The sequence below is a fragment of the Rhizobium sp. SEMIA4064 genome (assembly GCF_003025035.1).
Classification (GTDB): Bacteria; Pseudomonadota; Alphaproteobacteria; order Rhizobiales; family Rhizobiaceae; genus Rhizobium; species Rhizobium paranaense.
Genome location: NZ_PYJN01000006.1, coordinates 20489 through 43509, shown reverse-complemented (window position 1 = coordinate 43509; position 23021 = coordinate 20489). Strand labels below are relative to the sequence as shown.

General features: G+C 61.0%; 15 protein-coding genes and 1 pseudogene. 5 read left to right on the top strand and 11 right to left on the bottom strand.

The window, feature by feature from the left end:
- The first annotated feature begins 170 nt into the window (after positions 1 to 170).
- Positions 171 to 3803 (top strand): ATP-binding protein, encoded by a 3633-nt coding sequence (locus C9E91_RS03985; RefSeq protein WP_107107080.1) that lies wholly within the window; start codon positions 171 to 173, stop codon positions 3801 to 3803.
- Positions 3804 to 3823: 20 nt separating this feature from the next.
- Here the strand turns inward: C9E91_RS03985 and C9E91_RS03980 are convergent, their stop codons facing one another.
- Together C9E91_RS03980 and C9E91_RS03975 are read right to left on the bottom strand one after the other, a co-directional pair.
- Entirely contained in the window at positions 3824 to 4225 is a 402-nt protein-coding gene (locus tag C9E91_RS03980) for a GFA family protein (protein WP_107107238.1), read from the bottom strand.
- Positions 4226 to 4301: 76 nt separating this feature from the next.
- Positions 4302 to 5192, bottom strand: coding sequence for a LysR family transcriptional regulator (locus tag C9E91_RS03975; RefSeq protein WP_107107237.1), 891 nt, complete (start codon positions 5190 to 5192; stop codon positions 4302 to 4304).
- A 175-nt stretch (positions 5193 to 5367) separates the two neighbouring features.
- On the opposite strand from C9E91_RS03975, the gene C9E91_RS03970 reads away from it, so the two are divergent.
- Both C9E91_RS03970 and chrA (C9E91_RS03965) read left to right on the top strand, forming a co-directional pair.
- On the top strand, positions 5368 to 6282 hold the full coding sequence (locus C9E91_RS03970) for a DMT family transporter (RefSeq protein ID WP_107107079.1): 915 nt from the start codon (positions 5368 to 5370) through the stop codon (positions 6280 to 6282).
- Between the two features lie 124 nt (positions 6283 to 6406).
- Positions 6407 to 7660, top strand: a complete 1254-nt coding sequence (gene chrA / locus C9E91_RS03965; protein ID WP_107107236.1) for a chromate efflux transporter — start codon at positions 6407 to 6409, stop codon at positions 7658 to 7660.
- Between the two features lie 63 nt (positions 7661 to 7723).
- Here the strand turns inward: chrA (C9E91_RS03965) and chrA (C9E91_RS03960) are convergent, their stop codons facing one another.
- The 4 genes and pseudogenes from chrA (C9E91_RS03960) to C9E91_RS03945 all read right to left on the bottom strand — a co-directional run bounded on the left by chrA (C9E91_RS03960) (position 7724) and on the right by C9E91_RS03945 (position 14420).
- Positions 7724 to 9127, bottom strand: a complete 1404-nt coding sequence (chrA, locus tag C9E91_RS03960) for a chromate efflux transporter (protein WP_107107078.1) — start codon at positions 9125 to 9127, stop codon at positions 7724 to 7726.
- 6 nt (positions 9128 to 9133) lie between these two features.
- Positions 9134 to 9946, bottom strand: a pseudogene (locus C9E91_RS03955) (chromate resistance protein ChrB domain-containing protein).
- A gap of 249 nt (positions 9947 to 10195) precedes the next feature.
- Positions 10196 to 12115 (bottom strand): DEAD/DEAH box helicase, encoded by a 1920-nt coding sequence (locus tag C9E91_RS03950; protein WP_107107235.1) that lies wholly within the window; start codon positions 12113 to 12115, stop codon positions 10196 to 10198.
- Between the two features lie 352 nt (positions 12116 to 12467).
- Complete coding sequence (locus tag C9E91_RS03945) at positions 12468 to 14420, bottom strand: acetoacetate--CoA ligase (RefSeq protein WP_107107077.1); 1953 nt, start codon at positions 14418 to 14420, stop codon at positions 12468 to 12470.
- Between the two features lie 164 nt (positions 14421 to 14584).
- Here C9E91_RS03945 and C9E91_RS03940 point away from each other — a divergent pair, with 164 nt between their 5' ends.
- Positions 14585 to 16486 (top strand): AsmA family protein, encoded by a 1902-nt coding sequence (locus C9E91_RS03940; RefSeq protein ID WP_107107234.1) that lies wholly within the window; start codon positions 14585 to 14587, stop codon positions 16484 to 16486.
- Positions 16487 to 16509: 23 nt separating this feature from the next.
- On the opposite strand, the gene C9E91_RS03935 is transcribed toward C9E91_RS03940, so the two are convergent.
- From C9E91_RS03935 to C9E91_RS03915, 4 genes are all read right to left on the bottom strand, one after another.
- Positions 16510 to 17325, bottom strand: coding sequence for an ABC transporter permease subunit (locus C9E91_RS03935; RefSeq protein ID WP_107107076.1), 816 nt, complete (start codon positions 17323 to 17325; stop codon positions 16510 to 16512).
- Positions 17326 to 17328: 3 nt separating this feature from the next.
- Complete coding sequence (locus C9E91_RS03930) at positions 17329 to 18240, bottom strand: ABC transporter permease subunit (RefSeq protein ID WP_107107075.1); 912 nt, start codon at positions 18238 to 18240, stop codon at positions 17329 to 17331.
- A 2-nt stretch (positions 18241 to 18242) separates the two neighbouring features.
- Positions 18243 to 19385 (bottom strand): ABC transporter ATP-binding protein, encoded by a 1143-nt coding sequence (locus C9E91_RS03925; protein ID WP_107107233.1) that lies wholly within the window; start codon positions 19383 to 19385, stop codon positions 18243 to 18245.
- 246 nt (positions 19386 to 19631) lie between these two features.
- On the bottom strand, positions 19632 to 20717 hold the full coding sequence (locus tag C9E91_RS03915; protein ID WP_245407419.1) for a polyamine ABC transporter substrate-binding protein: 1086 nt from the start codon (positions 20715 to 20717) through the stop codon (positions 19632 to 19634).
- A 334-nt stretch (positions 20718 to 21051) separates the two neighbouring features.
- Here C9E91_RS03915 and C9E91_RS03910 point away from each other — a divergent pair, with 334 nt between their 5' ends.
- Positions 21052 to 22050 (top strand): aldo/keto reductase, encoded by a 999-nt coding sequence (locus C9E91_RS03910; RefSeq protein WP_107107072.1) that lies wholly within the window; start codon positions 21052 to 21054, stop codon positions 22048 to 22050.
- A 55-nt stretch (positions 22051 to 22105) separates the two neighbouring features.
- Here C9E91_RS03910 and C9E91_RS03905 read toward each other — a convergent pair whose 3' ends face one another.
- A complete protein-coding gene (locus C9E91_RS03905) occupies positions 22106 to 22978 on the bottom strand; it encodes a LysR family transcriptional regulator (protein WP_107107071.1) in 873 nt (290 codons plus the stop codon).
- Between the last annotated feature and the right edge of the window lie 43 nt (positions 22979 to 23021).

Below are 23021 nucleotides of genomic sequence, written 5' to 3'. Positions count from 1 at the left end.
GCCCTATATAATATAAACTATTGTGCAGTGCAACATCTTTTTTGCGATGCACAACGCGTTAACCCTTCCAGTCAAAAACCTGGCCCGTCGCTGGACCTGAAACCGGGGCGCCGTTATTAATAAAGCGTTAAAGTAAGAGAGGCGATCACGCCCGCAAAACAGGTCGGAACATGCCCGCAATTCAGTATCCGTTCATTGACATTGCCGTGCACCCCCGCGTTCGGGAGCGTTTTGCGCGCGGCGAAGCCATGGTGCTGTTTTCGACCGGCTTGGATCGCGTGCTCTGGGCCAACGGCGCCGGCGCCAACCTCTTCGGCTACGATATCATCTACGATTTCCTCGACCAGGGACCGAAGACCGGCGATGTCTCCTTCCGCCAGATCGAGGCGACGGCGCGCGGACTTGGTGCGGTCGGCGACCAGCGCACTTTCCTGATCCGCATGGCCTCCGGCTTCCAGCGCTCGGTCGTCAATGCCGCGGTCGAAATCATCCAGGTCCAGGCCGGTGAAGAGGCGGTCCTGTTTTCTTCCCCGGTCTCCTCCAAACCGCTCGCCGCGGCCGAGAGTGCAAAACGGATGATCGACGGCTTCGACGATCCCGATACGCATATGGCCGTGATCGGCCGCGACGGCGAAGTCATCGCCGCTTCCGCCCGCTTTGATGCACTGGGCGTGACGCCGCAAACCGCAAGGATGTTGACGACCATGGCGGGGGCACAGGCGGAGCGGCTTATCAAGCGGCCGATCCCGACCGGCCATGGCTATCTGCCCGCCGCCGTCGGCAAGCTGTCGGAAATCCCTGCCCTGCATCTGCTCTTCGTCGTCGATACCGCAGCCGGTGGTCTCGACCCGACGGCAAGCCTCGGGGCCGAAGCATCTGCCGGCTCCGCAACGGGCGCCGCGATCGAACCGGAAGCGGAAGAGGCGCGGAATGAGCTGGAGACAGCAGCGGCTGAGGAGATGCCCGTTGCCGACGCAGCGCCTGCCCCAGAAGTTCTCTCCCCTGAGGTCATCGACGCGGTGGCCGATATCGAGGACATCGAGCATGCGCCGGAAACATCTGGCGCCGACCATGAAGAGGTACATGCACACACCGATGCCGTCGGTCAGAATATCGACGCGCTGGTGATGATGGATGGCGTGACGCCCGAACAGATCGAGGCGGCCGCCCATGCCGACGAGCTTGTACCAGAGGCCGATGACGATCTCCGACCGAGCACCGGAGAAAAGCGGGCGGAGGATGCTGAAGCCGGCGCTGAGCCCGTCGCAGCCGAGGCAGGCGTTCCCGAAACCGACCAGTTGGAGGGTTTCACCTTCAAGCGCAGCGGCCGCGCCACGCGCTTCGTCTGGAGGATCGACGCCGAAGGCCGCTTCAGCGAAGTCTCGCGCGAGTTCGCTGAAGCCGTCGGCCCACATGCCACGAAAGTAACCGGCGTCGCCTTCGCTGACATCGCCAAGCATTTCAATCTCGATCCGGACGGCAAGATCGCCGAGCTTCTGGCCCGGCGCGACACATGGTCCGGTCGGACGATCTACTGGCCGGTGGAAAATACCAACCTGGTAGTGCCGGTCGATCTGGCTGCGTTGCCGACCTATACGCGCAGCCGCGAATTCGACGGTTTCAGAGGCTTCGGCGTCGTCCGCCTGTCCGATGCCATAGAAGATCCGATGAAGCTTGGCTTGCGGCTGGATGGAGAGGACGAACAGGCGGCACCGGGCACTGTTGACAAGCCAACCGTCGAGACGGCTGCGCCGGCAATTACCGAAGAAGCATTGCATGACGCGACGGAGGAAAATGTCGCCGCAGAAGAGGAGACGGCTCGCGAAGCAGGACCCGAGGCAACGAACGAACCCGTTGCCAGGGATGACGAGCCGCCTGCCCTGAAGATTGCCGAGACGCCGAACCGCCGGGAATCCGACAAGGTCATCCGGTTGCACGAGCGCCGCATGCAGACTCCAGGCGGCTTGTCATTGAGCGAACAGGCAGCCCTCCGCGAGATCGCCCGGCAGCTCGACCCCTTCGGCAAACGCGCCGAGCCGCCGAGCGGCGAGCCTGAAACGACAGAACAGTCCGAAGAGGTGGTGAGCATCTCCCCGCTGCCGAATGCTGCGGATGAGGTTCTGTCCGATGCTGTCGAGGCGCCGGCCGACGATATTGCTGCCAAAGATCAGTCGGAAAGCGGCGACACTGCACAATCCGAACAGGACATGCCGGCGCCTGTGGCCGAGGCAGAAAAGCCTGAAGAAAACATCGACCCGCTTGAAGTCTTGAGCACCGCCATTCCGCCGCGCGTGAAAATGCGTGACGGCCTGTCGGCCGAGATCGTCGATCAACTGCCCCTCGCCATCCTCGTGCATGCCGGCGACCGGCTGATCCACGGCACCCCGGAATTCCTGCGGCTGACGGGCTATGAAAGCCTCACGGACCTGGACCATGTCGGCGGGCTGGATGCGCTGCTGCAGCGCCATGACCTCGAAGGCAAGACCGAGCAGCCGGGGACGATGATGGTGGTGCGCGCCGACGATACGCTCGTGCCTGTTACCGCGCGGCTGCAATCGATCCGTTGGGAAGACGGCACCGCTTTGATGCTGGCGCTGATGCCGCTCGAAAAGAGCGAGGCCCCTGCGCCGGAGCCCGTGCCGGAAGAAGCGCGGCCGGAACGCATGGTCGAAAAGCTCGCCAAGCTGCAGGTCGAAATCGAAGAGCTGCGTTCGACGCTGGAAACGGCAACGGATGGGGTCATCATCATCGGGCAGGAGGGCGAAATCCGGTCGATGAACCGCTCGGCAAGCGCGCTCTTCAACTATGACGACCAGGAAACCCGTGGCAAACCTTTCGTCATGCTTTTTGCACATGAGAGCCAGAAGGCCGTGCTGGACTATCTCGGCGGTCTCTCCGGCCATGGTGTCGCAAGCGTGCTGAACGACGGCCGTGAAGTGATCGGCCGCGAGGCATCGGGTGGCTTCGTGCCCTTGTTCATGACCATGGGGCGCCTAAACTCCTCGAACGGCTATTGCGCCGTCATTCGCGACATCACGCAGTGGAAGCGCACCGAGGAAGAGTTGCGCAATGCCAAGCGCGCGGCGGAGACGGCCAATGCCCACAAGACCGATTTCCTTGCCCGCGTCAGCCATGAGATCCGTACGCCGCTCAACGCCATCATCGGCTTTTCCGACATGATGGCCGGCGAGCGCTTCGGGCCGATCGGTCACTCCCGCTATATCGAATATGCTGCGGATATTGGCCGCTCGGGCCGGCATGTGCTCGACATCGTCAACGATCTCTTGGACATCTCCAAGATCGAAGCCGGTGAGATGGACCTGGAATTTTCGTCCGTCGGCCTCAACGAGGCAATTGCCGAAGCCGTATCGCTGGTGCAGCCGCAGGCCAACAGCCAGCGTGTCATCATCCGCACGGCGCTGTCGCAAGCCGTGCCGAATGTCGTGGCCGACCTGCGCTCGATCAAGCAGATCGCGCTCAACATCCTGTCGAATGCCATCCGCTTCACGCCATCAGGCGGCCAGATCGTCGTGTCCACCTCTTACGAAGGCAATGGCAGCGTCGTCATGCGCATCCGCGATACCGGCGTCGGCATGACCCGCAGCGAGCTGGAGCAGGCGATGAAACCCTTCCGACAGGTCTCGACCAATGCCCGCAAACGCGGCGACGGCACCGGCCTCGGTCTGCCGCTGACCAAGGCCATGGTCGATGCCAACAGGGCAACCTTCTCGATCAATTCCGCGCCGAATGAAGGCACGCTGGTCGAGATTACCTTCCCCTCGCCGAGGGTGCTGGCGAACTGAGAGAGATCGCCAGCTCGTCATCAGAACCAGAGATCGCGCACGCACCGTCCTTTCGAAGGAAGGTCTTCAAACGTGTCGAGCCCATCGAAGTGATCGATAGGCAGGTCGGAGACGAGATCCGGTGGAGCAAGCCGGAGATTGACGGCAATGCGTCGGCGGCCATCCTTTTGAAGCCTCAGGCCGCGCCAGCTCAATACACAGGCGCAGGACGGGCAGAACAATATTTCGAGAGAAGACTTCTCCCTGCCGGCGCGCGTATAGGAAGCGGTCTGCCCGGTGACGGAAATCCGCCCCCCTTCGTAGTCATAGGCCCACAACGCGCCGTAGCGCCGGCAGAGCGTGCAATTGCAGGCCGTGATCGAGCCTGGATCGCCTTCGAGCGTCCAGCCTGCCTTGCCGCAGTGACATGAGCCGATCAGCATGAGCATGCCGCTCCATTCCGGTGCCCGTTCGAAGGCGGCATTCTGCCCCAGTCGCGAGATCCCTGCAAATCCCCTGTCAGCTCGCCAGAGCCAGCCCGCCGTAACGGCTGATTTCGCTTTCGATCTCCGCCACAAGCGTATCGAGCGCCGGATTTCTCACCTTGCGGCCGCGGCGCACCACATAGGCCAAGGCAGGCGGTGCCGGCAGGCCATGAGTGATGATCTCCATTTCGGGCTGCAGGTGACGGCCGTTCAGAAGCGCCACGCCCAAGCCCGAAGTAACAGCCGCGACGATCCCCGCCGCGCTCGCGCATTCGAATACGGTTTCGAGAACCACCCCGCCGTCCTGTCCGATATCGAGCGCCCAGCGGCGATAGAAGCATTCATCGTCGAAGGACAGAAAAGGAACTGGCTCGCCTGGCGGCAAGGAAAGGTCCGGATGCTTGACCCAATGAAGCGCCTCCCGGAAGAGAACGACATCGGTCGGGCGGACCTCATGGGCGAAAACCTGCACGATGGCGGCGTCAAGCTCTCCCCGCTCGAGCATGCCCCTGAGAATCAAGCTCATGCGGACCTTGGTGCGAACAGAGACATTCGGATGCAGCCGGCGAAATCGCCCCAATATCCGGGCAAGGTCTGTGCAGGTCGTATCCTCGGTCAGGCCAAGGGCGACGCGCCCGGCAAGCGATGTCTTCGACAGGCTCAACAGCGCCTCGTCATGCAGGCCGAGGATGCGCCCGGCATAGTCAAGCAGATCCTCCCCGGCCGCGGTGAACATCGACGCTCCAGGCTTGCGGCTCAGCAGATCGCAATCGAGGCTCGTCTCAAGCCGCTTGATTTTATGACTGACGGCGGATTGCGACAGGCCCAGGGCTTCGGCCGCGCGGGTAATGCCGCCGTGATGGCGGATCGCCCATAGCGCGCGCAACGCGTCGATTTCCAAACGTCGGCTGGTGAACTCGGTCATGGCAAACTCGGCCCGCATGATAGTCTCGCAGAGAGAATGCATATTCCGACAGCATCTGGCAAATATTCATTAGTTCTAAGACTGATATGTCATGCGATGATCGATATTTGTCATGTGTAATCGAATTGGCCCTGGCCTATGGCTGAAAGGCAGGTGACATTCAACCGAGAGCCTTATGACTGACCAGCCCCTCTCCCGGCCCATATTAAATAACAGCCGCTTCCTTTGGCCGTTGATGGCGACGCTGCTGATCTTTAGCTGGAGTTCCGGCTTCGTCGGTATTCGTTATGCCAGCCAGGAGGCCAGCGTCATACTGGTCCTGTTCTGGCGGACGCTGCTGTCGGGATTGGTCCTGCTGCCTTTTGCATTGGCGATCGGGCCACGGATGCGGCTGCGCGCGATAGCGGATCAGATGTTGTTCGGCGTGATGTCTGTCTTCCTCTATCTCGGCGGCTTTGCGCTGGCGATCGAACAGCGGGTACCGACGGGGCTAGTGGCGCTGATCTCCGATCTCCTGCCGCTGGCGATTGCGGCCTTGTCACAACCCGTCTTGGGGGAACGGCTGAGCGGGCGCCAATGGCTGGGAACGGCGATTGCTGTGGCCGGCGTGTTGATCGTGTCGCTAGACAGCCTCAACTTCGGCGCGGCCCCGTTTTGGGCCTATGGATTGACGGTCGGCTCGATGCTCGTCTTTGCCTTCGCATCGGTTCTGCACAAAAGGCGGCGGACCAGGCTTATGCCCGTTCACCAAAGCCTCTGCATCCATACTCTTACGGGCTCGGTGCTGTTCGGCGTCTGCGCCATGATGCAGGGCGATCTTGCGCCACCGATGACCCGCGGTTTCGCGATCGGCATGATTTGGCTGGTGCTGATTGCAACCTTTGCCGCCTACTCGGTCTACTATACGAGCCTGCGCCTCTTCCCGGTGGCGCAGGTCAGCGCGGCCATCTATCTCAGTCCACCCGTCACCATGCTGTGGGCCTGGGCCTTATTTTCCGAACCGCTGACAACGGCGATGTTCGTAGGATTGGCGGTGACGCTGGTGGGGGTCTGGCTGACCTCGCGCGGCCCTTCAGTGGAAAAGGTCTGACGTATCCTCTTGTTCCGAAGCAGACATTTCTGCTGCGTCCGCGGACCGATCAACGGCAAGCGGCTCGTTGCAAGAAAATATCCCAGTCGTCTACTGTCATCGCGCCGTCATTGACGACGGGGATATGGACCGAGCGAAATTGGGAGACGTAGTCGTGGACGCAAACGAGGCAGCCGAAGACGGAGCGGTAGTTCCACCGGCGGGCACGCCTTGGGAGGTCTTCGGCGCATTCCTTAAGCTCGGCCTCACCTCGTTCGGCGGGCCGATCGCGCATCTCGGATATTTCCGCGACGAACTCGTGGCGCGGCGGAAGTGGATCGACGAAAAGGGTTATGCCGATCTCATTGCCCTCTGTCAGTTCCTTCCGGGACCTGCCTCGAGCCAGGTCGGCTTTGCCATGGGCTTGTTGCGGGCTGGCCCGCTGGGCGCGCTTGCGGCATGGAGCGCTTTTACGCTTCCATCGGCACTGATCCTCTTTATCTTCGCCACCGCGGCCACTGCCCTCGACAATCCCCTCGGGCAGGGTTTGCTGCATGGGTTGAAGCTCGTTGCCGTGGCTGTTGTCGCCCAAGCGGTCTCGGGCATGGCAAAATCGCTGACGCCAGACCGGCCGCGCGCCGGCATCGCGCTCGCGGCGATTTTCATGGTGACGTTTGGCGGGACGCTCGGCCAGCTCGGAGCCATTGTGCTGGGTGCCGTTTCAGGACTTGCACTTTGTCGCGGAGCTGTGGTCGGGCACAAGCCAAGTCTTTCGTTCGGAATATCCAGATCTGCAGGCCTCTTTTGTCTGCTGGCGTTCGTGCTTTTGTTATTCGGGCTGCCGCTCGTTGTTTCGGCTCTGGATTGGCAGGGGCTGCGTCTCTTCGATGCCTTCTATCGTTCCGGCGCACTCGTGTTCGGCGGCGGGCATGTCGTGCTGCCGCTGCTTCAGGCAGAGGTGGTGAGGCCGGGCTGGATATCGGAAAACGCCTTCCTTGCCGGCTATGGCGTTGCGCAGGCCGTACCCGGCCCGCTCTTCACCTTTTCGGCCTATCTCGGGGCGGCGATGGTGCCCTCTCCCCAGGGCCTTGCAGGCGCAGTCATCTGTCTGCTCGCTATTTTTCTGCCCGGCTTTCTGCTGCTCGTCGGCACCTTGCCTTTCTGGGACAGGCTCAGCACCTATCCGCTGGCTCAGGCGGCCATGCGCGGCGCAAACGCAGCCGTGGTCGGCGTGCTGGGCGCCGCCCTCTATAATCCCGTGTGGACCAGTGCGGTCCTCTCATCAGCCGATTTTGCCCTTGCCCTTTCCGGCTTTCTTCTACTGGTGGTGTGGAAGGCGCCGCCATGGATCGTCGTTGTACTAATGGCCGCCGGCGCGCTTATTTTGCAAATGGCGTAGTTTCCGCATGTTATGGGCTGGGCCTACTCTCCGAGGGCTTGGTCACCCGGGCGACGGTGCCCGTCACGAAACAAAGACGGTCCAGCCAACGCCCAAAGCGGCAGATGCCAATAGGGTTGTTATCACCGACATCCTCAGACGGAAGATGGCTGTCGCGGCCAAGAGAGTCAGTACCAGCGAGGGCAATGAAAGTGAGGTTAGGACGGGTGCATCCATCGTCCAAGAGCCATAGGTGAAACTTGTGGTCTCGCGGAACAGCACATGGAGCCCGAACCAAATCGCGAGGTTCAAGATGACGCCTACGACCGCTGCCGTTATCGCTGACATGACACCGGTCAGAACGACATTGCCGCGCATCTTCTCGATGAATGGCGCGCCTGCGAAAATCCAAAGGAAGCTCGGTAGGAACGTGACCCATGTTGTGAGCACGGCGGCGAAAGTTGCTGCTGTAAGAGGGCTGAGAGTCCCGGGATTACGATAGCCTGCCAGGAACCCAACGAACTGCGTCACCATGATCAACGGTCCAGGAGTCGTTTCCGCCATCCCCAGACCGTCCAGCATCTCACCCGGCCGCAGCCAGCCCAACTGCTGTACCGCCTCCTGTGCGACATATGCCAGCACGGCATACGCACCTCCAAAGGTTACGATTGCCATCTCGCTGAAGAATATCCCGATCTTGGAAAAGACGTTGTCGGGGCCGAGCGTGATCAGGATGGCAGCAACCGGGATAAGCCACGCGGCGGCCAGCGCACCTGAGGTCTTGAGAGACCAGGCGAGGTTTGGTCGAGCGTGCAGAGGAATCTCCTCGCCAAGAACGGAGTCCTTGTCTTCCAGGATTGCCTCGGAGCCCGACTTGTGCCCGCCGCCCGCCTTGAAGGCCGCTACCCCTCCGCGAGAGGCAAGGTAACCGATAAGTCCCGCCCCAACGATGATTAGCGGAAACGGAACGTGCAGGAAGAAGATCGCAACGAAGGCGGCAGTGGCCAATGCAATCATAGTCCTGTTTTTGAGGGCTCGGCTACCGATGCGGAAGACGGCCTGGATTACGACCGCCAGCACGGCGCATTTGAGCCCGAAGAACATGCCTTCAATGAAGGTCAAGTTCCCGAACAAGACGTAGATGTAGCTGAGTGCGAGGATCGCAAGGAAGCCTGGCAGGACGAACAAACTGCCCGCGATCATACCGCCCAGGGTCCTGTTCAGCAGCCAGCCGATATAGATGGCAAGCTGATGTGCTTCTGGCCCCGGCAGCAACATGCAGTAGTTCAGAGCATGAAGGAATCTATGCTCTCCTACCCACTTCTTCTCGTCAACGACGATGCGGTGCATAACGGCGATTTGTCCAGCAGGCCCGCCGAAGCTCAGGGCGGCAACACGGGTCCAGACCTTGATAGCCTCGCCGAGCGGGACAACATCCCAGTCAGCCGAGTTTGATCGCGCTGCCGCGTTCTTTACGAGGTCGGTCATAGGCTCTCATGCCTTCCTCGGGTTGGGCCAATTGTGCGTCTCTTCTGTCGCATCACGACACCAACGATAGAAGGCATCATATAACGTCATGCCGGCTTCCAATTGCTCCAAGTCGTCGTTGAACATCCGCGAAAGCCCGAGCGAGGCTGCGAGCAGTCCGGATACTTCAGGTGCCAGGTCGGGTCGGGCGGTATCGGCGCCTCGAACGATGGTTGCAAGATGAAGGAGGGGCTCGGTGCCGAGGCCGAACTCTTCGATCATGACATCGAAGGTGCACAGCTCGCCGCGATGTCTCCAAAAGACATCCTCGATGTCGAAGGGCATCGCCTTGAAGCGATCAGCGACCGCTAAAACTTCAACTGCCGGGGCGAACAGAAAGATCGCTGACGGATCGATAAAGCGCCGGATCAACCATGGGCAAGCGATGCGATCGATCTTCGGCCGTGCTCTTGTGACCCAGACGGTTCGTCCCTTGGCATCTCGGGGCGGCAACTTCTCCTCGGGGACCAGTACACCCTTCGCGCTCCGTCACGCCTCGAAACCGCCTTCGAGAACCTCCGCCTCCTTTCCGAAGACACGAAGATAGGCAGCGACTCCGTGACCGAGTTTCTGTCCCTTCTGACAGAGGACGATGGCTGGCCCAGCCAGTTCGTTCGTCCAGTCGGTTACCGTTCGATAATCGCGACGGATCGAGCCGGGAATAAGACGGGGATCAGCAGCGAAATCCTCGTCGTTGCGGACGTCGATGATCGTCGGCGAGTTGGGCGTGCCGATAATACGATTCAGCTTGTCGGGTGTAATTTCCAGAAATGACGGCATAACGCGTCCTCCGTTGGCTCGGGTTCCAGGACGCGATTCTTCAGCCGTGGCCTCATGGGGTGATCGCAACCCCATGGACAATCTTCTGCCGGACGTGATCCAAATGTCAAGCCGAATAACCGCCTACCGCGCTCAGCAGACATTTTCTCAACTTCCGCAGCCGACTCCTATGGTGACCGTGACATGGCTGTCGCGGCAAAATATCTGCGATAGAGTACGCCGCGCCCCTATGGAGCGCGGCAGCCGGGATTACTCCCCGCGAGACTTCGCAGCCTTGCGCGCGGCCCTTGAGTTCGGCTTGCCACCCTTGGGAGGGCCGTCGTTCTTGGCGAAATTCGGCTTGCCGGGCTTCTTTGCCCAAGGCTTCTTGTCCGAACGCTCGGAAACTCTGCCCTCGCCTGCATGCGCCCGTTCCGGCTTGCGGTCGGACTTCCATTTCGGCTTGCCGCCGTCCTGTGGGCGGGCATCCCTGTCGGCGAAGGGCTTCGTCTTGCCGTAGGTTCCTTCCCGCTTCGCCTGCGAAAAATCCGGTATGCCAGCGAGCGGCTTGACGCGGATGCCTCTTTCCAAGGTCTTGTCCGGGCCGATGGCCGACAGGAAGCGTTCGGCGCCTTCTTGTGAAAATTCGACGAAGGTTTCCTCGGGCTGCATCTTGATTGCGCCGATGTCGCGCTTGGTCAGGTTGCCATTGCGGCAGAGCATCGGGATCAGCCAGCGCGGCTCGGCATTCTGCTTGCGGCCGACCGAGAGCGACACCCAGACGCCGTCGGTGAAGTCGTTGCGTCCGGCGGACGGCCCGTCGTGGTGAGTGACGGGGAAATCGTCGCGGCGTGGCTTTCTGCGCTCGCCTTCGGCGGGCACGTCCTGCAGTTCTTCAGGCGCGGAGTGGCCGGCCCGATATTGCCGCAGGAACGCAGCGGCAACCTGCTCGGCGCCATGGCGCTCCAGCAATTGTTGCACGATCGATTGCTCATCTTCAGCAAGCGGCGCGGCAAAGACCGGATCGGCGAGAAGACGCTCATCGTCACGCAGGCTCACCTCGTCGGCTGACGGCGGCTTTGCCCAGGTGGCGCGGATGCGGGCAGCTTCCAGCAGGCGTTCGGTACGGCGACGGGCGCTGAGCGGCACGATCAAGGCGCTGACGCCCTTGCGGCCGGCGCGGCCGGTGCGGCCGCTGCGGTGCAGCAGGGTTTCCGGATTGGTCGGCAGGTCGGCGTGAACCACCAGTTCCAGGCCCGGCAGGTCGATGCCGCGGGCGGCGACGTCGGTCGCGATGCAGACGCGGGCGCGACCGTCGCGCATGGCCTGCAACGCGTGTGTGCGTTCGCTCTGGCTAAGCTCACCAGAAAGCGCAACGACGGAGAAGCCTCGGTTGTTGAAGCGCGCCGTCAGATGGTTGACCGCGGCACGCGTCGAGCAGAAGACGATAGCGTTCTGCGCTTCGTAATAGCGGAGAACATTGATGATGGCGTTTTCCCTGTCGCTCGGGACGACCGTCAGGGCGCGATAGTCGATATCGACATGCTGCTTGGTTTCCGAAGCGGTGGCGATACGCACGGCGTCGCGCTGGTAGTTTTCGGCGAGCTTTGCGATCGAACGAGGCACGGTTGCCGAAAACATCAGCGTCCGCCGGTCGGCGGGCGCAGTTTCCAGAATGAATTCGAGATCCTCGCGGAAGCCGAGATCGAGCATCTCGTCGGCCTCGTCCAGCACCACGGCCTTGAGCCCGGAGATATCAAGCGAATTGCGGCGAATATGGTCGCAAAGGCGGCCTGGCGTACCGACGACGATATGCGCGCCGCGCTCAAGCGCCCGCTTTTCGGTGCGCATGTCCATGCCGCCGACGCAGGAGGCAATGGTCGCGCCCGTCAGTTCATACAGCCATTCCAGCTCACGCTGCACCTGCAGCGCCAGTTCGCGGGTCGGCGCGATCGCCAATGCCAGCGGCGTGCCGGCCGGGCCGAAGCGCTCGGCACCTTCCAGCAGGCTGGGCGCCAGCGCCAGGCCAAAGGCAACTGTCTTGCCAGAGCCTGTCTGGGCCGAAACCAATGCATCCTTGCCGGCAAGGCCGGGATCGAGCATGGCCTTCTGTACCGGCGTCAGCGCTTCGTAACCGCGCTTTGCCAAAGCCTGGGCGATCGCAGGAGCGATGCCTTCGAATTCGGTCATATCTTGTCTTTCGGAATTCTTCGCGCGCCAGCCGGCGCGGATCGTCGTGGCCCGCACGTTGCAGGCCTCTTCTTCAGGCGTGCACATACTTGGTCGGCAAGCCATTGTACAGAGCAGGCGCGTATTTGTGCGGCGCACAACGAAAAAAAGGCAGCGGATGGCGCTGCCTTTGAGGTCTATGCTGCCTAACGAAAGCTCGAGTCAATCAACGTCATGTCTCGGGAGCCTCACGGCTCCAAGCCGTCCTAACTCATACGAACAGCCCCAAGTTGGACTTTACCTTTGACCAATCTCTCTTAACGCCGGGTTACCGCCGATAGGTCAGCGTTTGCCCATGAGTTTTAAGGGACTATCAGTTTTTGAGCTCCTCCAGCCCGGAAAAGAGGTCCAACGCCTCGGGATTGGCGAGCGCTTCCTTGTTCTTCACCGGCCGGCCATGCACGACGTCGCGGACAGCAAGCTCGACAATCTTGCCCGATTTCGTGCGCGGAATATCGGTGACGGCGATGATCTTGGCCGGTACATGCCGCGGCGAGGCGCCGGTGCGAATGCGGGCCTTGATCGCCTTGGCCAGATCTTCGGTCAACACCGCGCCCGCGGCCAGGCGGACGAAAAGCACGACACGCACGTCGTCATCCCAATCCTGGCCGATGCAGAGCGCTTCGAGGACTTCGGGCATCTGCTCGACCTGATTGTAGATCTCGGCCGTGCCGATACGCACGCCACCGGGATTGAGCGTTGCGTCCGAACGGCCATGGATGACCAAGCCACCATGCTCCGTCCATTCGGCAAAATCGCCATGGCACCAGACGTTGTCGAAACGCTCGAAATAGGCGGCGTGATATTTGACACGATCAGGATCGTTCCAGAACATCACCGGCATCGACGGAAAGGTTTTGGCGCAGACAAGCTCGCCCTTTTCGCCGCGCACCGGCTTACCCTCTTCGTTCCAGACATCGACGGCAAGGCCGAGGCCAGGCCCCTGGATTTCGCCGCGCCAAACCGGCTGCAAGGGATTGCCGAGCACGAAGCAGGAAACGATATCGGTGCCACCCGAGATGGAGGCAAGCTGGATGTCGTCCTTGATGCCCTCATAGACGAAGGAGAAGCCTTCCGGCGACAACGGCGAGCCGGTGGACGTCATCAGCCGCAGGCTGGAAAGGTCGTGCGACGTCTTCGGCGTCAAGCCGCTCTTGCGCACTGCATCGATATATTTGGCCGAGGTGCCAAACACGGCGAACTTCTCCGCCTGCGCATAGTCGAACAGGATATTGCCATCCGGCGCGAAGGGCGAACCGTCATAGAGGCAGAGCGTAGCGCCAGCGGCAAGCCCGGTCACCAGCCAATTCCACATCATCCAGCCGCAGGTGGTGAAGTAGAAGACCTTTTCGCCGGGGACCACGCCGCAATGCAGGCGGTGCTCCTTGATGAGCTGCAATAATGCGCCGCCGGTCGAATGGACGATGCATTTCGGCACGCCCGTCGTGCCCGAGGAAAACAGAATGAACAGCGGATGCGAAAATGGCAGCGGCACGAATTCGACGGACTTCGCCTCGAAGGGCGCGATGAACGCATCCAACGTTCTTGCATCCGGCGTCACAGCCGCGACCGCATCGGCATCGCCGGCGTAGGGAACAATGACGGCAGGCGCGCCGAGGCGCTGCGCGATGGCACTGACCTTTGCCGTCACATCCTGCAATTTGCCGCTGTACCAATAGCCGCTGCAGGCGATGAAGAGTTTCGGCTCGATCTGGCCGAAACGATCCAAGACGCCCTGCTCGCCGAAATCCGGGGAGCAGGAGGACCAGATGGCGCCGATCGAGGCGGCGGCCAGCATGCAGGCGATGGTTTCCGGCATATTCGGCATCATCGCCGCGATGCGGTCACCCTTGCCGATGCCAAGGGCGCGATAGGCCTGCTGCAGGCGCGATACCATGGCCGAGAGCCGATCCCAGGACCAGCGGTCGCGCACCTTGTCTTCGCCCCAGAAGACCAACGCATCGCCCTCGCCGCTTTTCGACAAAAGGTTCTCAGCGAAATTCAGCTCGGCATCGGGAAAGAAACGCGCCTCCAGCATCAGGTCGCCATTAATTAGCGCCCTTTCGCCGCGTTTTCCCTTGATGCCACAGAAATCCCACACTGCCGTCCAGAAGGTTTCACGGTCGGCAATCGACCAGGCATGCAGGCTGGCGAAATCGGAGAGCGAAAGGCCGAAGCGTCGGTTGCAGTCTTCCATGAAGACGAACATCGGGCTCTGCCGGCGAAATTCATCCGATGGCGTCCAGAGCGGCTGACTGTCTCGCATATTATCTCCTCCGGTTTTCGGCTTATATACCATGCTGCAGCGCATTATAAAGTCACTGAGTTGTCGGCATTCCCGCTGTACAATGTTTGCATCCGCCGATCATTTCCTATATCCGGCAAACGCAGGCATATCAGCGCTATCCGTATGAAAGTCTGAGTTGGATCATGAGAGCGTCGAGGAACAAGAAGTGGTTGATAACGATGCGATCGGCCTCGCGCTGGCTACCTGCCGTTGCGCGCACCACGGGTATTGTCCTTCTCACCATCATCATCGTCTTCGCCGTCTTCAGAGCAACCGCTCCTTTCCTGATTTCCAGCGGCCTGGTTCGCGCCGGCATCGAGAACGCGCTGTCGGACTGGACGGGATATCGCGCCCAGATCGAGGGCACGCCGACGCTGGAATTCTGGCCGACGCCGCGCGTGACGCTCAACCAGATCACCATCCGCGAACCGACGAAAAACGGCAAGGTGCTCGGCCACGTCGACAGCCTCTCGGCGGATTTCTCGCTGTTTGCGGCACTGCGCGGACGCGCGCATTTTCATGAATTCCATTTCGTGCGGCCGGTGATCTATATCCGGCGCGACGAGACCGGTCTGATCGACTGGACGAATGAGGGGCTGCTGTCCAAAGCAATCGAACGGGTGGAGACATCCTCCAACCAGAGCACGCCGATAAGCAAGGATCAGGATGCCGTCATCGGCATGCTGACCATCGAGGACGGCAGCGTCGAGATGACGGACGATCGCAGTGGCAATCTCTACAAGATGACCAGCGTCAATGCCGACATCTCCTGGCCGCGGCTGTCTGGGGCGATGACTGCCGTCATCCTGGCGCGGCTCAACGGTCAGGACGTCAAGATCGATTTCAATTCCGCCCAGCCCCTGCTGCTCTTTGCCGGCAAAAGCGTCGATGCGAAGACAAGCTTCTCCTCTTCGCTGATCAATTGGGCCTATACCGGCGCCACCAGTATTTCCAATTTTTCCGCGCTCGCCGGAAATCTGGATCTGAGTGTGCCGAATGTGCCCTCCTTCCTGACCTGGAGCGGAGAACATCTGCCGGGCGCCGATACGCTGCGAAACGTCTCCCTCAATGCCGACGTCGCGGCAATCCCGAATGGCCTTCGCTTCAACAATCTGAGCTTCAAGGTCAACGATTCCGCTGCCTCCGGCGTCATGGACCTAAGCTATCCCACGGGTGGCAAGCCGAAGATTTCCGGAACGCTCGCCTTCGACCAGATGAATCTCAATCCGTTCCTGGCAGCCTTCTCCATGCGGCTCGCTGCCGATACCGCCATCGACGCCTTGCTCAACGGCAATCCGCTGCAGCGCCTCGATTTGGATATGCGGCTCTCGTCGAACAAAGCCGTGCTCGGTCCCTTCCAGTTCGATGATATCGGCGCCAGCCTGCTGGTCGCGGGCGGCAAGGCAAAATTCGATATCGGCGATAGCGGCTTCGAGGGTGGAGAACTCACCTCGCATCTGGAGGTCACGCAAAATGACTTCGATGGCGGCGGCAAATTGCAGATCTCCATCCACGATGCCGATTTCGGCGGGCTGTTCACCCGGCTCAACCTTGTAGGGCCTCTGCCGCTGACGACCGGATCTCTCGATCTTTCGCTCAGCACTTCGAAGCCGATCTGGGCCGCCAATCTCAGCGATGTCGCCGGCAAGATGCATTTCACCTCGGCCACCGGTTCCTTCCGGCAGTTCAACATCTCCACCTTCCGTGCGCTTGCCTCCCAAAAGGGCTTTTTCCGGATGAGCGATATCGGCGATACATCCTTCGACTTCGACAGCGTCGATGTCGATGCGAGCTTTGCCAAGGGATCGGTCGAAGTTCACAGTGCCAAGATCGTAGGCCGCAACGAAACGGTGACGCTGAACGGCGTCATTCCCTTCCGCAGTAACGGACTGGCGCTGTCGGGCACGATGCAGGCAAGCAACCCGGCCAATGCGGCGGAGCTGCCAATGCTGCCCTTTTTCATCGGGGGCACCTGGCCGGACCCGGTGATCTCGCCGGTCACGACGCTGCTGCAAAAACCCGGTCAGCAGCCACAGCAACAATAGGCGCCACCTACGGCGGGCTTGCCCTATGCCGCGGCGGCCGCCTGCTCGTCCCTCTGGCGCTGTACTTCGCGACGCTTGGTCACGATCGAGGCGCAGATGACGCCGACGGTGACGACACCGATCAGGATGGTGCAGATGGCGTTGATCTCAGGCGTCACGCCGAGCTTCACCTGGCTGTAGATCAACATCGGCAAAGTCTTGGCGCCGGCCCCCGAAGCAAATGTGGCAATCACCAGGTCATCCAGCGACAGCGTCAGCGCTAGCACCCATCCGGAAAACACGGCCGGCGCGATGATCGGCAGCGTAATCTCGAAAAAGGTGCGCACCGGCGGCGCGCCGAGATCGAGCGCTGCCTCCTCGATCGAGCGGTCGAAGCTCAGAAGCCTGGACTGCACGACGACCGCGACGAAGCACATGGTCAGCGTCGTATGCGCCATGACGATCGTCCAGAAGCCGCGATCGAGGCCGGCGGTGACGAAGAGCAGCAACAGCGACAGGCCGGTGATGACATCAGGCATGACCAGCGGAGCGTAGATCATGCCGGAAAACAGGATGCGGCCGTTAAAGCGCGTGTAGCGCACCAGCGTCAGCGCCGCGAGCGTGCCGAGGACGGTGGCGATCGTCGCCGAAAACAGGGCGATGCGCACCGTCAGCCAGGCGGCGTTGAGCATGTCGTTGTTTCGAAGCAGATGGCCGTACCATTGCGTCGAGAAGCCGCCCCAGACCGTGACCAGCCGCGAGGCGTTGAAGGAATAGATGACCAACAGCAGGATCGGCAAATACAGGAAGGCGAGACCGAGTGTCACGGATACGATGTTGAAGCGGGACCAGCGGGTCATGGCTTACCTCCCCTTCTCATCGGCTTTCGCCTGTATATGCTGGAAGAAGACGATGGGCACGACCAGCACGAGCAGCAGGATGGTCGCCACTGCCGACGCCAGCGGCCAGTCGGTATTGCCGTAGAACTCGCTCCACAACACCTTGCCGATCATCAACGTTTCGGAACCGCCGAGCAGATCGGGGATAACGAACTCGCCGACCGCAGGGATGAAAACCAGCATGCAGCCGGCGATGACGCCGGGGATCGACAGCGGGAAGGTCACGCGCCAGAAGGCGCCGATCGGCGTGCAGCCGAGATCCTGCGCCGCCTCGATCAGGGTGCCGTCCATCTTTTCCAGCGAGGAATAGAGCGGCAGCACCATGAAAGGCAGATAGGAATAGACCATGCCGATATAGACGGCGGTATTGGTGTTCAGGATCACCAGCGGCTCGTGGATGATGCCAAGCGCCATCAGCAATTGATTGAGCAAGCCCGTCGTGCTCAGGATCGACATCCAGGAATAGACGCGGATCAGGAAGCTCGTCCAGAACGGCAGGATGACCAGCATCAGCAGCGTCGGGCGAATGCTGCGCGGCGCCTGCGCCATGCCGTAGGCAATGGGATAGGCGATGATCAGCGTCAGGATCGTCGATATGCCTGAAATCTTCAGGCTCTGGACATAGGCGTTGAAATAGAGCGGATCGCCGGCCAGCCAGGTGTAGTTGTCGAAGGACATGCTCTGCAGCTTGTCCCACCAATCGCTGAAACTGTCCGACCAATTGAAAGCCGGATCATAGGGCGGAACCGAGAGCGCCTTCGTCGACAGCGAAATGCGGAAGACGATCAGGAAGGGCGCGAGAAAGAAGATCAGCAGCCAGGCATAAGGAACGATGATGACGAGGCGCTGGTAGATGGATGAGCCGAGCGTCCTCATGATCAATCCTTCAGCAGCACGCCGGCATTTTCATCGAAGGAGACCCAGACGTCCTGATCGTAGGCGAAAGGCTCCTCGACAGCGCGTACCGCATTCAGCGACGAGGCCTTCACGACCTGCCCGCTCTTCAGCTTGACGTGGAGCACCGTCATGTCGCCGAGATAGGCAATATCCCAGATCTCGCCCTCTGCGGCATTGACCGAGGCGTTGGCGGGCGGCCGCGGCGTGACACGTAGCTTTTCCGGCCGAATGGCGAAGCCCGCACGGCTGCCTTCGGTGGGCATTTCGCCGGTTGCCGTGCGCAAGGTGAAGCCATTGTCGACGGCGATCTCGACCGTGCCGCTATTTGCGCGCGTGACATTGCCATCGAGAATGTTCACGTCACCGATGAAGTCGGCGACGAAGCGGGAATTCGGAGCCTCATAGATCTCCGCCGGCGTCGCCACCTGCACGACCCTGCCATGGCTCATAACCGCGATGCGGTCAGCCATGGTCATCGCCTCCTCCTGGTCGTGCGTCACGACGACGAAGGTGAGGCCAAGGCTCTGCTGCAGGTCCATCAGCTCGAACTGGGTTTCCTCGCGCAGCTTCTTGTCGAGCGCGCCGAGCGGCTCGTCGAGCAGCAGCACCTTCGGCCGTTTGGCGATCGAGCGGGCGAGCGCCACGCGCTGGCGCTGGCCGCCGGAGAGCTGGTTCGGCTTGCGCTTGGCAAATTGCTCCAGCTTCACGAGCTTCAGCATCTGCGCGACGCGTTCGGCGATCTCCGCTTTCGGCATGCCGTCCTGGCGCAGCCCGAAGGCGATGTTCTTTTCCACCGTCATGTGCGGGAAAAGCGCATAGGATTGGAACATCATGTTGACGGGACGGCGATAGGGTGGCGTGCCAGCAAGGTTCTGGCCGTCCAGCACGATCTCGCCCGTCGTCGGCTGCTCGAAGCCGGCCAGCATGCGCAGCAGCGTGGACTTGCCGCAGCCGGATGCGCCGAGCAGGGCGAAGAATTCGCGGTTGTAGATATCCAGGGAAAGATTGTCGACGGCGGTGAAATCGCCGAACTTCTTGGTGACGTTCTTGAAGGAAATATAAGGCTTTGCCGAAGGATCGGCCCAAGGAGCGAAGGAACGCCGGATATTGCCGAGAGACTTCATCATCTATCCCCGAAATGAATGCCGCTCCGGCTTTTCCCCATCCGGTAGCGCTTCAGATTTCATATTATTCCATCCAGAACTGCGCGCCCTGGATCACCATTGCACTAGAGCGGCAAAGCGTTTCACGGAATCGCTTTCCCGCTCTATCCTTGTTTTTGCGCATTCCGGACGGAAAACCGCTTCGCACTTTTCCTGGAATTGCTCCAAGGAAAGGCCCGGGCGTTTCCGTCCGGGCCTTTGTCTGACTTACTGACCGGTCACGACCTTGGTCCACAAGCGCGTCGCCAGGCGCTGCGTTTTCGGATCCCACGGCGTCACCGTGAACAGGTGCTTCATGATCTCATCGGTCGGATAAACTGCCGGATCCTCAAGGATTTCCTTGTTCACGAACTGCTGCGAAGCCTTGTTGCCATTCGCGTAGGCGACAAAGTTGCTGGCCTTGGCGATGACTTCCGGCTTCATGATGTAGTTCAGGAACGCATGCGCCTCGGCCACATGCGGTGCATCGGCCGGGATCGCCATGACGTCGAACCACATCTGCGCCTGTGCTGGGATCGAATAGTCGACATGGACGCCGTTCTTCGCCTCTTCGGCGCGGTTGCGCGCCTGCAATATGTCGCCGGAATAACCGAAGGCGAGGCAGATATCGCCGTTGGCGAGCGCATTGATGTATTCGGACGAATGGAACTTGCGGATGAAGGGCCGGATCGACGTCAGGAGCGCTTCCGCCTTCTTGAAATCCTCAGGCTTGGTCGAGTTCGGGTCGAGGCCGAGATAGGCCAGCGCCGTCGGGATGACATCCTTCGGCGCGTCAAGCATGTAAATGCCGCAATCCTTGAACTTGGCAGCGACCTTCGGGTCGAAGATCACGTCGAGGGTCGGCTTGTCGTCGGTGCCGAGGATCTGCTTCACCTTGTCGACATTGTAGCCGACGCCGTTGGTGCCCCACATGTAGTCGACGGCATATTGGTTGCCGGGATCATAGGTGGAGATGCGCTTCATCACCATGTCCCACATGTTGGAAATGTTTGGCAGCTTCGACTTGTCGAGCTTTTGGAACACGCCTGCCTTGATCTGGCGTTGCATGAAGTCCGCCGTCGGCACGACGATGTCGTAGCCGGTCTTGCCAGCAAGGAGCTTGGTCTCCAGCGTCTCGTTGGAATCGAACGTGTCGTAGACGACCTTGATGCCGGTTTCCTTGGTGAAATCGGCCAGGATCGAATCATCGATGTAATCCGACCAGTTGTAGATATTGACGACCTTGTCTTCGGCCTGAGCTGCCGTCACCAGCGAAACGGCGGCAAAAGCCGTTGCTGCCAGCCGTGCGAACATGGACTTCATGGTCTCTCCTGTTTGTTCAAGGGCATCCCGGCGATACCCAACCCTCTGTTTTTCCCGTCAGACTAGAAAGGAATTCCGAAGGCCACAAGGGGGAAAAGCAAGGCAGTATGAGCTTTGGCGGATTTGCCGAAAATCGGCAGGCGACACCCGCGGAAACGGCAATATGCGGAGCGCACGTGATTGTGAACGCAAGACCCGCTTCCCGCGTGAATGCCGGGATGAGCTTTGCTAACATCGGGCCGTCTCATCCTACAAATAGCCTCCCGCCTATTTCGCCGCCCTGCCCCAAGGGCAAAATCAACCCGCGTGTCCAAGGGTTTCCATCATGCAGTATCAAAAATTCGGCAATACCGGTCTCAGCGTCTCCCGCCTGTGCCTGGGCACCATGACCTTCGGCCTGCAGATCGAGCAGGAAGACATCGCGCATGCCATTCTCGACAAGGCGACCGATGCCGGCGTCAACTTCATCGATACGGCCGACGTCTATCCGCTCGGCGGCGGCGAACAGCTTGCCGGCCGCACCGAGGAGATCCTTGGCCGCTGGTTGAAGGGCAAGCGCGACCACTTCATCGTCGCCACCAAAGCGGTTGGTAAGGTCGGTCCCTCTCCCTGGGACCAGGGCGCATCGCGCAAGCACCTGCTCGACGCCATCGATGCGTCGCTGCGGCGTCTCGGCACCGATTACGTCGACCTTTATCAGCTCCATTCCGACGACCGCGAAACACCGATCGACGAAACGTTGGAGGCGCTCGACGTCATCGTGCGTTCGGGTAAGGCCCGCTATGTCGGTGTCTCGAATTTCCTTGCCTACCGGCTGGCGCTCGCACTCGGCCGCGCCGATGTCCTGCACACCGCCCGCTTCGTCTCCGTGCAGCCGCGCTACAATCTGCTGTTCCGCCAGATCGAGCGCGAGCTGTTGCCGCTCGTGGAGGAACAGCGCATCGCCGTCATTCCCTACAATCCGATCGCAGGCGGCCTTTTGACTGGCAAACACAGGCATGACGTCGCGCCGACGGAAGGCCGGTTCAGCTCGCAATTGCGCAGTGCCGGCGCCAACTATCTGCAGCGCTACTGGCACCAACGCGAATTCGAGACCATTGAGAAACTGCGCGGCATCGCCGATGAAGCCGGCCATTCGCTCACCCAGCTTGCCGTCGCCTGGGTGGCCGCCAATCCGGTGATCACCTCCGCCATCATCGGCGCCAGCCGCCCGGACCAGTTGACCGACACGCTTGCCGCCATCGACCTCAAGCTCGATCCGGCGCTGAAGGCAAAGCTGGACGACGCGACGGTGGAATATCGCTGGGGCGACGCGGCTCGCTGAACATTGGTCCGTTATCCGGGATCAAGATACCGGCGGCGACCATGGCCGCCGGTTTTCATATATAGGTAGGCCGGTTGCCGGCGAAGAGATCAGCATGGCTCTTCAGCAGTCGCGTCATGCGATCGACCACGGTGCGGATTTCGCGGCGATGGCGGTCGGCATCGTTCATGACGATCCACTGCCCGTGACGAAGCGACGCAACTTCCTCGCCGACCCGCTCCAGCCGCGGCTCCAGATCGCCAACGAAGCAAGGGAGAACGGCGATGCCCGCTCCCGCAAGCACGAGATCGTAGAGGGAGCGTGGCCGGTTAACGGTCACCGCGATCGCCTCGCGCTGGTTCTGATGCGGCCAGCGCAGGTAGGCGGAGATCGCATCCTCTTCCGCGACTGCGATCCAGCGTCTCGGCCCGGCGAAACGCATGTTGCGGGCTTGATAGGCCGCATAGGCGACATCGCCGGTCTTGACGGCCGCCAGATTGGTCTCCTCCGGCTCGAAGGCGCGGATGCCGATATCGCTTTCGCGATGGGCAAGGCTGGCACGGCGTTCGGCGAGATTCAGATCGATGCGGAAGCCGTCGCGTTCGGAGCAGATCGATGGCATGTTCTGGCTGAGCAGCCAGCCGACCCAGGTGCCCGCCGCGATCCGGACGATTGCCGCACCCTGGGCGTCGCGCTGCCAGCTCTCGATCTTACGCGCAGCCGCTTCCATCTCCAGCAGTTGATCGAACAGCTCCTGGCCGTCGCCGGTCAGCACATAGCCCGTCTGGCTGCGCTGGAAGAGCGAACGCCCGATCTGGCTCTCCAGGTCCAGCATGCGCCGGCCGATCGTTGCCGGGCTCAACCCGCTTGAAGATGCAGCGCCCGTCAGCCCGCCGCCGCGGGCGACATCGAGGAAAAGTTGATAGGAATCCCAAAGAGCATTTTTCATAACTGAAAAATATAAGGGGAAAATGGTCGTTTATAAAGAAAAT